Raw genomic sequence first — 12218 nt, forward strand, 5'->3', positions numbered from 1 at the left:
CAACGGGGCTCGAACGAGAACACCGATGGATTGGTACGCCAATACCTGTCAAAAGGTCTCGATCTGTCAGGCATCTCGCAAGCAAGGCTCAGCGCCATCGGCAGGCGCCGGCAATGTATTGCGCTGACTGGTTGAATCCACCACCGATGACAGCCCTTGCGGACCCGATGACGCGCGGGCAAGCGCGATAGCAGAGATCGAACCATCTGTGTCGAATTGAGCGTAGATTGCAGTGCACGCCATTATCGAAAGGCAGCGCACTGAGCATGATTCAGTCAAAAGCGATTTCGACTTTCGGGTTTGGCATGGGGTTTCTGCTGCTGCTCGGCAAGCCTCCACTGGTAGCTGCCGAGTCGGCCGGGCACATGCCGAATGCGGCCGCACCCCATACTTGCGTGGTGGTCGCGCCGGGTGAAACTCGACCGGAATTCGGCTGCTTCAGAATCGGCATGGCAAAGAATCTCGAATTCAGCAGCCCAACTGTCTTTTGGCATCTGCAGACGTTTCCAACCCGTGCAGCAGCAAATGAAGCCAAACGTTCGAGCGGCATCGTTGTTGAAGAAGACGGACGTGTATGGCTTTCAGAATTTGGACCGAGAGACCTCGCCCCAAAGGGCGGCCGCAGTGTTGCGGTCATCGGTCCCCTGAGTGTCGTTGCCGGCAAGAGCTATGACGCCGAGATCGCCTACTCGGTCATGGCACCCACTGATCGCTCTCGGGTGCATACACACTCAGGGCCTGAGGCATGGTACGTGCTCGCGGGAGCGCAGTGCTTGGAAACGCCGGCTGGCACTATCCGGGGGCACGCCGGAGAGACGATGAGCGCGGCACCGAACGTATCGATGCAACTGAACGTCACTGGCGCAGACGTCGCGAGAGCTCTCACGCTCGTCATCCACGACTCGACGCAGAAATTTGGAACAGCATCGGACTGGAAACCACCTGGCGCCTGTCAGCGGCCAGATCAAAGAACGGGCTCGGGCTCACTTTCTCACGGCGGTAAGTGAACCTGACCCCGATAGTCAGACCGTGGAGGACGGCGAAGCCGGCTGGAACGGGGCTGCTTGAAGGAAGGGTTAGGCGTCGCCGTGACTCTGCCAGACATTCCCGTTCTCCTCGAAGTCTGCTCGCTGAGGCCGTACGACACAGAAACGCTGCCCCGTTGGCGCTTCCATGACCCACCAAGTCTTCACCTTCGCTATTCGCTTGGCGCCAAGCCCTTCCAGTCGAGTTGCCTCGGCTTCGATGTCGTTGGTCTCGATGTCGAGATGAACCCTGCTCTCATGCCGTACCGCTTGAACAAGGATCTTCATCTCGCCTGGTGGACCTTCGAGCAGTCGATATGGTTCTGTCGAGTCGGCGTCGGACCCTGCAACCCGACCGATTGCTGCAGCCCAAAATCCTGCAGCGGCCTCAATGTCATCGGTTTGGCAATCGATGATGATGTTACTCAGACGACTCTTGTGCATGATGACCCCGTAGAAAAGAGGCAGTTGAGGCTGCGACGCCCAACCATTGTCCCTGACACCTTTCCTCAATCACAGATCATGGGTAGATCTTTTCGCCCTTGCTAAGCATTTCGACAAACTGGGCGATCTTCCTCGCACGAGTCTCCCGCCTCTTCGCGGCCTGAATTCGGAACAGGACAGAGTATCGATTCTGACTGTCGAGCGTCGCAAAGAACTCCTTTGCCTTCCTGTTGGCATCCAGTGCCTCCTGCAAGTCGTGCGGAATGGTTGCGGTACTCGCGGATGAATAGGCCGCATCCCAGCGTCCATCCTTCTTGGCTCGTTCTATTTCTTGCAGCCCGGCGGCGCGAATCCGACCGGACGCAACGAGGACCTCCGCCTTCGCCTTGTTGATCTTCGACCAGATGCTCTTGCTAGTTCTTGGCGTAAATCGTTGAAGCCAGTAGTGATCATCCTCCGCTCGCTTCTGCCCGTCGATCCAGCCAAAGCAAAGTGCGCACTCAAGGGCTTCTGCGTAAGAGACCGTTGGATGCTCGGCTCCCCTCTTCGCGAGACGCAGCCATACGCCCGACGATTTGGCGCCGTGTTGCTCAAGCCAAGCTTCCCAGTCTGCTTGCGCTTTCATTGTGAGGGTTGAGTCGCTCATGGGGTGCAATGCCTAGCGCTTGAGTTAAGCGACGGCGAAGCCGTCCGCCTTGAACGAAATGTCAGGCCATGCCGCGAGAAACCTCGGACACCACGAGCCATCCGATAGGAAGCAGCACAAGTAACCACGCCAGCCAGTGTATTGCCCTGCGCCAAGCCCAGCCACGAAATATTGCAACTGCTGCAACGCCAAGTACCGCGCAAGCCGGAAGAACGTACCAATTTGCTGTCGCTAACTCATATACGCCTGAGTCAACGTTACGCCCGTACTTAGCTACGACTTCATCTACCGCGACCTTTGCGATGTGATGCAGCCATATAGCCATGGCAAGCGACGCCGCGCTTGCACTCGCATCTATCCACGCTGCAAAGCGTATTGGTGTCGTCATTTCGGCCTAACGCTGGAGTTGAGCGGCAACGTAGCCATCCGCCTTGAACGAATTTTTAGGCTGCACGCCCTTCACGATAGGCTGCTCGCGTTGAGATGGCTGTTGCACTCGGAAACACCGTCGGCGACGCCAATTGCTGAGTAGAGTGCTCGGGCTTCCTGCCAAAGTTCTTGCGCGGAACGGTGATCGCCAAGCGAATCATGCAGGAGCGCGAGAGGCCTGAGGGCGTTGGCGAGATCTAGAACTTTGGTGTCCAAGCTGCTGCGGTAGATTTTGACAGCTTCTTTGAGCAGCGGCTCTGCCTCGCCGCTCAAGCCATTCTCACGATGGATATCACCCAAATGCCTGGCGATGTGGGCGGTACGAAGTTTCTCCCCAAGTGCGCGGCTTGCTACGAGTGCCAGAGCATAATGCTGCGCGGCTGCATCCAAGCGGCCTTCTCGGCGGGCCTGCGCGCCGGCCGACAAATGCATTTCTAGCTGTTCGGCCATCTTCGTTCTCTCACTTGCAACCTAACGTTTGACTCAAGCGGCGTACCGTAGGCACGTTCGCTTGAAGGAAGGGTCAGCCGGCACGGCGGGTGCTTGCCTTGTGGGGGATACGCCTACTCAAACTCATGATATTGCGGCAGGTCGTCTGTGATGGTGAACCATGCTGCCTTCGAGCCGACAAAGATGTGAGCCGTCGGTCGAATGGATGGCTCGTCAACGAGCGTTCCAAGCGTGACATGCACGAACTTGCCTTCGCGAACGACCGAGTAAAGCAGCGAGCCGCACTGGTTGCAATGGATGTCGTGAGCTGGCTCGCCTCCGTAGACGAGCACGTCATCCGAGCCTCGGACGACCGCCAGCTTGCTTCTCTCTATGCCCGCGAAGGGTTTGAATGCGGATCCGGTTGCGCGCCGGCAGTTTGAGCAGTGGCAATTAGCTGCGTACGAGAACGCATCTTCGACGGAATACTCTACGCTGCCGCATAGGCACTTGCCCTTAAGACGATGTGTCATCGGAGATCCACGTTGGATTCGTGTGCTGGCTAACGCCTAAGTTGACGCGCCGCGTACGGCGCGGAGTTATCGCGGTGACACGTCACGGTCGCGTTGAATGCATAGTTAGGCGCCCCCACCGGAAGACTGAGAACGCCTGCGTTTTGCGGAACGCCACATTGCGACGCCCCAAGCAAAGCCGACTGAAAGACATATAAAAAGAATGAAAAACGGATTTCTCAACGTATCGTTGGTGAGCCATGCGAAGCAAAACACAAAAGCAGTCATGAAGCCGCCCCAGAAGATGGCTCCGTACAAACCCCACACAAAAGCTTGCTGCAACGGCGTAAGGCCTGAATACCAAGTAGCAAAGCGAGCAAGGGTGTGTTTAAAACTCATTGAAAGCCTAACGCTGGAATTGAGCGGCGGCGTAGCCGTCCGCCCCGAATGATTTGTTAGGCCGCGTTGCCGCGGAACCTGCGGCGGAGTAGTACGCCTATGGCGAGAATTATGACCCCAACCAGCAGAGCAATGTACGGGACGTAATTCTGGCTTTGCGGATCGCCAAGAACTGCTCGGTAGTGGTGAATGGCCTGACCGTCAGCGAGCACCATAAAGGATACCGGGAGGTAATCTCGAACCAGCGAGGTACTCACTAGCCCGGCTAATGCGACCGCAGCGCCAAGAGCAATGATCAAGTTCGCGGCAAATTTTTTCATACGGCCTAACTACCTAATATGCGGACCCGTGGGTCCAGTTATACATCCCTGATCACGCGCGAGAGTCCGCGCGTAAGGTCTCGGTCCATGTAGAGCTTATCCGCGCTGGGTCCGACTAACCATCGGATGCATAGGCGGATCCAGCGTACCGGTACTTCCGTCAGCCGGCCGCACTTCAGTCACTTGTTCCGCCCGTTCTCCCTGGCAGCGTGGTCGTCGGCGAACCTACCTCATCGTGGCGGCGCTTTTCAGGCGGTTTAGGAATGCTCTGATTAACCTCTATTTTCGTCATTCCCGCGAAAGCGGGAACCCAGTGTCTTTCATGTAACAGGTTGATACACAAAGGCGCTGGGTCCCGGATATCGCTTCGCGATTCCGGGATGACGGGCAAAATCAGAGCATCCTTATCACGGCTGCAGACGGCTGACCTTTCCGTGGGTCGGGCTGGAACTCGACCACGAGCTTTCAGCCCAACCGCGCCCACTCGATGGCTTCGAGCACATAAGGCGCGTACAGGAAATCCCGGATCGCGACGATTTGGTTTTCCGACCAGTCGATCAGGACAAAATGCGCCGGCCTTTCCATCGAGCCGGTGCTGTCGAAGACCAGCATGGCTGGCTGTCCTTCCACCGCGCCGAGGGCGAACCGCCATTTCGTCACTTCCGCATAGCGCGTGAAATAGAGACTGATCTTGCCGCGCCCTTCCCACTGCAGCCGGTTCACCAGATCGAGCTTCACGTCGTCGGCGAGCATGGCGCGGATGGCGTCGAAATCGCCGCTCTGAAACAGATGCACATAAGCGGCGATCTTCCGCCGGCCCGCATCGGACATCAGCGGCAGCCGAATGTCTTCGGGCGCCTGCGCAAGTTGCCGCAGCGCAACGCGCCCGCGTTGAAGCGCCGATTTGGCGGCGGCGGGCGAGCACCCGGCGATGCTTGCGATCTCGTCGACCGAGTGGCCCAGAACATCCTTGAGGATCACCGCGCAGCGTTGAAGTTCGGGCAGCCGCAGAAACGTCTGAAAGCTGACCGCGACGATATCCGCCTCAGGTATCGGCGCCGCTTCGATGTCGTCGGTGAGCGCTACGAACGTGTTCCGAGACTTCTCGCGCAGGAAATCGAGGCTCGCGTTGTGGGCGATGCGAAACAGCCAGCCCTCGAGGTTATCCACCTCGGTGCCCTCGGCTCGCGCGTGAAGGGCCTTGACCAGGGCATCCTGCAATACATCCTCGCCACTGACCGCCGATCCGGTCATGCGCGCGCAATAGCGATGAAGGCGTGGCCGCAGCGCTTTCAGACCATCCTCGAAGGCGTCCGTGTTCATGTATCGAGCGCCTCCGCACTCTGCTCCGCCAGGGATTGGACACCGATGTCGATGAGCACCCTCGCCAGCTTGGCCGGTTGCGACAGGAAGGGCGAGTGGCTGCTTTCCAGGGTGTGGGTCGTTGTCTTGCCGCCCATGGCACGGTCAACCGTCGCAATCATGTGATCCTGGCCGGTCAACGGAATCGCGCGATCCTGCGTGCAGCGGATGTAGTGCCGCGGCACCGTGCCAAATCTTCCCGGCGTGATGTCCGATGGGGCCAGAGCGCCGGCGTTGGATTCGTCGCAATGAAGTTGCGAGGCCGCATGTGCGAAGTCGGCCTCCGACACGTCGGCATAAAACGACGCCTTGAGCAGAGCTCTATAGGCTTCGTCGGTTGATCCGGCATGGATCCTTGTCGCGCCGATGGCGATGGGGTCGCCCACGAACAGCCCGGGCGCCAGCGCCGAAGACAGGGATTCATGCTGGAGCATCGCGAGCAACGGCAGGCCGTTCGGCATCAGGAACCCGGCAAGATAGACGACCGCGAGAAGCAGGTTCGGAACCTGCTCGGCGACCGCCGAAATCGTCATCCCGCCGGCCGAGTGCCCGACCAGGATGACCTTGCCACCGCTGCGCGACGCCGCTTCTTTTACCAACGCGACCACCGCCTGCGTCCGCTGCTCCTGCGTCACGCCGGCGATGGGTGAGCGCTCGGTGGCGAACGCCACGGGGTCGAACGGGCGAAGACCGAGCGACGTGGGTGCTATCGCATTTACCCCCGCGCCAGGAAGGTCGAGCGTCAACGCCGCGAAGCCGTCGGCTTCAAGTAGTGGCGTCACCCTGTCCCACGCCGAATGGTTGTGCCAACCGCCGTGGACCAGGACAAAAGCTGCTTTGGTTGCCGACATTGCTGAATCCCTTTTGTTTGATTTTACGATCTTCACGAGCCGTACAAGCGGCCGCCCGCCATGTCGCCGCCCTTCGCCTCCTCGCCCACCGGGACGAACCGGGGGGGCGGGGTTCAAACGTCCCTGTTGTCGAAAAGGAACATCTGAACACCCGAGTCATCCGGCGCAAAAAGTCGGCGATCCGCCCCGGCAGCTTGTCCCTCCACGCTGGCAAACGCCTTTTCGATCGCCGCAAGGTCGTCGAAATACAGTGTGCCGATCCGATAAACGTCGGAGGGTCCCACCGGCGTCGCGATGGGGCCGTCGCTGACCTCGTATTTCCTCAGGCCCGGAATCTTCTTGGCGAGAGGCACGTGGATGTCGAAGTAATGTCGGTCGAAGGCCTCGACGTTCTTCGGTGTCCGGTAGATCACTACCATCCGAGCCATGGCGGCTCTCCTTTGTGGGTTGTGTGACGCCGACTTGCTTGTGTTCACCCGCGCCGGGTTTCGCTCAACACGGCCGAGCCCATGATCGAGTCCAGGCTCGCCAACTCCATGACCTTGGGGAAACAGGCCTGCATGCGCGGATCGCTGCGCATCGCCTCGACGGCTGCGGCGTTCTCCCACTCGGAGTAGATGACGACGCCGGCGCCGTCCCCGGCCGCGATCAGCCGGGTCGTCTTCCAGCCCTGAAGCGTGCGGATCACGGTGTCGGTGTTGTGCTGCAAGAGCGCGATCAGCGCATCCTGCTTTCCCGGTTTGACCTTCAGCAGGTTGATCAAGATAACGGATTCATCGGACATGGCATCTCTCCTGGTGTTTGGGACACACCAAGGACGATACGAAAGGCCTAAACGGATCGCGACGCAGAAGATTTTTTTAAATTCATCCCGAAGGGGCGAGCCTTGCCGAGTGGCTGCGTGCAAAAGAAAAGCCCCGCGAGGCGGGGCTTTTCCTGCGGCATGCTGCCGGGAGCGACGGGCGATCAGGCGCGCGGGCCGCGGGCGAAGCAGGTGGCGAGCATCTTGCGCAGCTCGTCCACGCCCTGCCCCTTGCCGGTGACCTTGCGCCACCACCGTCAACGGGGCACTTCCTGTCTATGAGTGCGACTTGCCGTCAGCCGTCGCCAACGACGGCCCACTGAACTCGACCTCGATGGACACGTCGATCGGGTCGCCCACACCCATGGTGGTGCCCGGCGCGGGTACGCCGTAGCCCATGCCGAAATCCGAGCGCTTGAAGGTGCCATGCGCCGAGAATCCGATGCGCGCGTGAGGATCCATGCCGGCGATGCCGGCATACCCTCCGTTGTAGGTGCCGGTCAGCACCAGGGGGCGCGTGACGCCGTGCAGATCCAAGGTACCCGCGATCTCGAACGATTTGGCGCCGGTCATGCGGACTCTTTCCGAGCGGAAGACGATCTTGGAAAACTTCTTGGTATCGAGGAACTGCGGTCCCTGCACGATATCCACACACATCTTCGGCGCCGCATCCATTTCCAACGACGCCGCGTCGACGGTCGCCACCAGCTTGGAGGCAGGCAGGTTGTTGGGGTCGAACGTCAATGTCGCATCGAAGCGGCTGAACCGCGTGGTGTAAGTCGAGAATCCCATATGGCTGACACGAAGTTGCAGGCTCGCGTGGGCCTTGTCGATCTGGTACACGCCCGCGGGTGGCGCCTTCACAGGCGGCATGGCAGGCGGCGCAGGCGTGTCGGCCGCGCGGGACATGGCGCCATACACGCCAAGCAAGGCAACCACCGCGGTGACGGCAAGGCGCCGCGAAACGGTTTGGATGGTGTTATTCATGGCAAGTCATTCCGTAGGAGTTGAAGTGTCTCGATCAGGGTCGCCAACGGGTGGTTGCCGCTCCTGTTCGCATGTCGGTTCCCGGCGTCGTACGTCTCATCTGCGTACTCCTCCAACCATGCAACGAACGACTGATGGCCAAATCGACACGAAGATCGAAGTCAGGTTCACTTTCTCACGTCAGCAAATGAACCTGGCCTCGATAACCGTCGATAGTCGATTTCGATGCGGGTTCAGGCAATTTTGGCATGGGGCGGTTGCCCGGCATTTGTCAGCGCGCCGTCATTCCGCCATCGACACCGTAATTCACGCCGGTCAGGAACTTCCCGCGCTCCGACACGAGCAGTGCGACGACCTCAGCGATGTCTTCGGTGGCGCCAATGCGGCCCAGCGGAATATTCCGTAGCCAAGCGTCAGTGGAAAATCCCGGAGTCGTCTTGGCAAACTCTTCGGAGCCTGGCGTCGCGATGACGCCGGGCGACACGACGTTCACACGGATGCCGCTCGGTGCGAGTTCCATGGCAAGCGTACGCGAGTAGTAGTTCAGCGCCGCCTTGGCGGCCCCATAGTGCGCAAAGGGACCGAACGGCATCGTCGCGGCCGCCGAAGAGATGTTCACCACGGCCGCGGCCGTCGATGCCCGGAGCGCCGGGAGGACGGCGTTCGTCAGGCGGATCGCGGCGAAGAGGTTGAGCGCGATGCTGTCGTGCCACTCCTTGTCGGGGATCGTCCATGACCCTTCCAGAAACGCGCTCGCACCGCCCGCGTTGTTCACGAGAATGTCGAGGCCGCCGAGCACTGCGAGCGTCTTCGTCGCGATCGCCTCCACGCCTTCGTTCGAGCTGACGTCGCCGGCGACCAACGTTGCTCCCGCGGGAATATCGTTGCTGGGCGTACGCGCAGCAACGACGACTTTGGCGCCGGCATCGAGAAGGCGCTGTGCGATGGCCGCACCGATGCCGCGCGAGCCTCCGGTGACCAGGGCACGGCGGCCGATGAGTTCATTCGAGAGATCGAGTTTGTTGGACATGAGATGTCTCCTCGCAGATGGGTTGATGTTTCCGGAGTCGTGATTCGCGCTACAGGGCGATCACGATCTGGCTGCGATCGCCGTGCGTCGCTCACGGCTCTTTCTTGAACAGATCCTGGAAGATCAGAGGCCCCCAGCTCCTGCCCCGCGCCTGTACAAGCGCGCCACCTTCCCTGAGTTTTCCGAGATTGACGGGCGCGAAACCGAGTTGTCCGGCGAGTGCCGCCACCGTCTCTGCCGCGCCTTCTTCGTCGCTCGAGAGGAATACCACCCGGCGGTCGCCCTTGACGTTCGGATCTTCGGCAAGGGTGCCGGCAAGCAGGTGATTGAATCCCTTCACGAGCTTGGCGCCGGGGAAGGCCTTGGCAACGAAGGCAGAGGACGGAAGACCGGAGAGCTCTTCGACCGGATCGGCAAACGTGTTCATCGCGTCGATGATCGTCTTGCCCTTCCAAGTGGGCAGCGCCTTCGCGACATCCTGGTGCGACTCGAAACGGACGGCCAAAAAGACAATGTCCGCCTTGACCGCTTCCGCCAGCTTTTTGGGAATGATCGTGGGTCCGATCGCGGCCGCGGCGGATGCAAAGCTTTCCGGGTCGCGCGTGGTTGCAACGGATACTTCGATGCCGTTACGGGCAAACGCCTTGGCCAGGGCCTGGCCGATATTGCCGAAGCCGATAATTGCGTAGCTCATAGTTTTTCCTTGGGTATGGCACGCCCTACGGCGCTCCGAACAATCGAATGGAGCGCCTGGCGGCGCGTAGCTCGTCAGATTTGCGCCAGACCACCGTCGACGGCGACTTCGCTGGCGGTCATGAAGCTGCTGTCCGACGACGCGAGAAAGGCAGCCACGGCTCCGATCTCCGCTGGATCGGCCATGCGCTGGAGCGGAGTCATCGAGGCGAAGATTTTCTGGCCCTCCTCGCCTAGCGCTTCCTTCGCCAGTTCGGTCGCCGTCGCCCCGGGCGACAGCACGTTTACCCGGATGCCGGTGCCCTTCAGGTCCTGCGCCCAGGTTCGCGCAAGGTTGCGCACTGCCGCTTTGCTCGCGCTGTAGGCGCTCATTCCCGGGGCGCCCGTGGTGCCGGCGCTCGATCCGGTCAGGATGATCGAACCGCCCTCGCCCATCAGCGGCAACGCCTGCTGGACCGTGAAGATCGCACCCTTCACGTTGGTGTCGAAGGTTTCGTCAATGTGCTCGGCGGTGATCGTGCCGAGCGGAAGCTGGCTTCCCGCCCCGGCATTGGCAAAGACGATGTCGAGGGTTCCGCGCTCGGCCTTTACCGCCGCGTAGAGTCGGTCGAGATCGGCCAGATCGGAGACTGAGCCCTTCACCGCGCGGGCATTCGGCCCGAGGTCGGCCACAGCAGCGTCGAGTGCTTCCTGCCGGCGGCCGAAAATGAAGACGAAGGCGCCCTCCTCGATAAAGCGCTTTGCTGCAGCGAGGCCAATGCCGGTAGCACCACCGGTGATCACGGCGGTCTTTCCGTTGAGTCTGTTCATGTCATGCATCCGCGATTGTCGAAAGTCGAAACGAGGATGGACCCGTTGACACATCAAGACAATTGACGAAATATCGCTTAATACGATCTATTTTATGGATGTACATGCTAGACAACGTCACCATCAACCAGCTGCGTTCGTTCGTTGCGGTATGCGATCAGGGAAGCTTCTCTGGTGCGGCGCGGAAACTCAGTCGCGCGCAGTCGGCCATCAGCCACGCGATCAAGGCGCTGGAAGGCGCATTCGATGTCGAGTTGTTCGATCGCAACACCCGCAAGGCGCAGCTCACCGCGGCGGGGCGCAGCCTCTTGCCGGACGCGCGGGCGGTCATCTCACGCACGGAAGAAATGAAGACCCGCGCCGGCTCCATCGTCAGAGCCGGGGCGCCCCAGCTTTCGGTGGCGATCGATGTCTACTTCCCGCGCGCCCACCTGATCGACGGTTTGCAGACGCTGCAAGCGGAGTTCCCCACCGCGGCGATCAACCTGCGAATCACGACCATGCAAGGCGGCGAGAGACTGGTGCTCGAAAAGGTATGTGCGCTGGCCGTCACGATCGAGAACGTGCCGGAGGTGAACCCGGATGCCATGGAACGCCGCTGGCTGTGCGAGGCGAAGATGGTGACGGTATGTGCGCCATCCCATCCGCTCGCTTCGGCACCGAAACCCATACCGGTGGACGAGTTTGGCCGACATGTTCAGATCGTCGTTACGGACAACCAGCCGGAAGCGGAAAAGACCCAACAGGGAGTTGCCGGCAAGCGCCTGTGGCTGGTCAATGATCTCGGCGCCAAGCGTGATTTTCTCAAGGCCGGTCTCGGCTGGGGGCACTTGCCGCGACATCTCATCGGCGAGGATCTGGCGAGTGGAGAGCTCGTCGAACTTGAACGCCGCGCTTGGCACCTCGGTCCGCTCACGTTCGTGATCTCGCAACGACGGGGTTATGACCTCTCCCCATGCGAATCGCGGCTGGTCGAGCTTCTTGGCAAACCTCAGTGCACCCCAAAGGAAGCCAGGCGGCACCCCTCAGGTAAAGGCGCAAAAGCCTGAAGGCCCCGTGCGCGAGTAACAGCCCACATCGCTTACAGCTCATGGACCAACGTCCGCAAAGTAGATCAACGGCAGTCTGCTTTCAGGGGATGAACTGTGACCGCTCAGGGTCGGTCTCTGCCCGCTGCAGCTCGCGCGCTCGCCGTCGGGCTCGCAAGGGCAAGCATCGGCCAAAAGCCGACGTTTCGGTGCGTGTTATGGGGCGCCCGCATCCTCTCTGAGGAACGCACCAGTACGCGAGAAGTAGAAGAAATGATCAGAGTCCGGTGCGCAGCAGTTATAGATCCCGTCGCGCCCCCGCAATTTGGGAGAGGCGATGACCACCCATTCATCTCTCATGAGTGCCGCATGCAGTTCGCAGCCGCCTTTCGATAGATCTTTTGGATGACAGAACGCCCATGATTGCCGCGCTGCAATACCAAGTATTTCC

15 protein-coding genes and 1 pseudogene are annotated in these 12218 nt (G+C 60.4%); 3 read left to right on the forward strand and 13 right to left on the reverse strand.

Going from position 1 to position 12218, the window contains the following annotated elements:
• A pseudogene (locus BUA26_RS20240) lies at positions 1-99 on the forward strand (IS30 family transposase); the annotation flags it as partial.
• 167 nt (positions 100-266) lie between these two features.
• Positions 267-1007: a cupin domain-containing protein gene (locus BUA26_RS20245; protein WP_143154288.1), complete on the forward strand. Its 741-nt coding sequence runs from the start codon at positions 267-269 to the stop codon at positions 1005-1007.
• Between the two features lie 69 nt (positions 1008-1076).
• Here BUA26_RS20245 and BUA26_RS14605 read toward each other — a convergent pair whose 3' ends face one another.
• From BUA26_RS14605 to BUA26_RS14665, 12 genes are all read right to left on the reverse strand, one after another.
• Positions 1077-1469, reverse strand: coding sequence for a VOC family protein (locus BUA26_RS14605; RefSeq protein WP_072761634.1), 393 nt, complete (start codon positions 1467-1469; stop codon positions 1077-1079).
• A gap of 76 nt (positions 1470-1545) precedes the next feature.
• The gene (locus BUA26_RS14610) at positions 1546-2115 is read right to left on the reverse strand and encodes a YdeI/OmpD-associated family protein (protein ID WP_072761505.1); all 570 of its coding nucleotides are present in this window, start codon (positions 2113-2115) and stop codon (positions 1546-1548) included.
• A gap of 459 nt (positions 2116-2574) precedes the next feature.
• Positions 2575-2994 carry a tetratricopeptide repeat protein gene (locus BUA26_RS14615; protein ID WP_072761506.1) on the reverse strand — a complete coding sequence of 140 codons (420 nt, stop codon included), beginning with the start codon at positions 2992-2994 and terminating at the stop codon, positions 2575-2577.
• A gap of 113 nt (positions 2995-3107) precedes the next feature.
• Complete coding sequence (locus BUA26_RS14620; protein WP_072761507.1) at positions 3108-3506, reverse strand: GFA family protein; 399 nt, start codon at positions 3504-3506, stop codon at positions 3108-3110.
• A gap of 1163 nt (positions 3507-4669) precedes the next feature.
• Positions 4670-5527, reverse strand: a complete 858-nt coding sequence (locus BUA26_RS14630; RefSeq protein ID WP_072761509.1) for a sigma-70 family RNA polymerase sigma factor — start codon at positions 5525-5527, stop codon at positions 4670-4672.
• Positions 5524-6417 carry an alpha/beta fold hydrolase gene (locus BUA26_RS14635; protein WP_072761510.1) on the reverse strand — a complete coding sequence of 298 codons (894 nt, stop codon included), beginning with the start codon at positions 6415-6417 and terminating at the stop codon, positions 5524-5526. Before BUA26_RS14635 ends, BUA26_RS14630 begins: the two co-directional genes overlap by 4 nt.
• 113 nt (positions 6418-6530) lie before the next feature.
• Positions 6531-6836: an EthD family reductase gene (locus tag BUA26_RS14640; protein WP_218587832.1), complete on the reverse strand. Its 306-nt coding sequence runs from the start codon at positions 6834-6836 to the stop codon at positions 6531-6533.
• A 53-nt stretch (positions 6837-6889) separates the two neighbouring features.
• On the reverse strand, positions 6890-7201 hold the full coding sequence (locus tag BUA26_RS14645) for a putative quinol monooxygenase (protein WP_072761511.1): 312 nt from the start codon (positions 7199-7201) through the stop codon (positions 6890-6892).
• A gap of 294 nt (positions 7202-7495) precedes the next feature.
• Complete coding sequence (locus tag BUA26_RS14650) at positions 7496-8206, reverse strand: YceI family protein (protein ID WP_072761512.1); 711 nt, start codon at positions 8204-8206, stop codon at positions 7496-7498.
• A gap of 271 nt (positions 8207-8477) precedes the next feature.
• Positions 8478-9236, reverse strand: a complete 759-nt coding sequence (locus BUA26_RS14655; protein WP_072761513.1) for an oxidoreductase — start codon at positions 9234-9236, stop codon at positions 8478-8480.
• A gap of 91 nt (positions 9237-9327) precedes the next feature.
• Entirely contained in the window at positions 9328-9930 is a 603-nt protein-coding gene (locus tag BUA26_RS14660) for an NADPH-dependent F420 reductase (protein ID WP_072761514.1), read from the reverse strand.
• A gap of 74 nt (positions 9931-10004) precedes the next feature.
• Entirely contained in the window at positions 10005-10739 is a 735-nt protein-coding gene (locus BUA26_RS14665) for an SDR family NAD(P)-dependent oxidoreductase (RefSeq protein ID WP_072761636.1), read from the reverse strand.
• 98 nt (positions 10740-10837) lie between these two features.
• On the opposite strand from BUA26_RS14665, the gene BUA26_RS14670 reads away from it, so the two are divergent.
• Positions 10838-11788, forward strand: coding sequence for a LysR family transcriptional regulator (locus BUA26_RS14670; RefSeq protein WP_255368370.1), 951 nt, complete (start codon positions 10838-10840; stop codon positions 11786-11788).
• A gap of 195 nt (positions 11789-11983) precedes the next feature.
• Here the strand turns inward: BUA26_RS14670 and BUA26_RS20620 are convergent.
• A partial coding sequence (locus BUA26_RS20620) for a hypothetical protein (RefSeq protein WP_218587833.1) occupies positions 11984-12218 on the reverse strand: 235 nt, incomplete at its 5' end.

The organism is Rhodanobacter sp. OK091 (assembly GCF_900142825.1).
Taxonomy (GTDB): domain Bacteria; phylum Pseudomonadota; class Gammaproteobacteria; order Xanthomonadales; family Rhodanobacteraceae; genus Rhodanobacter.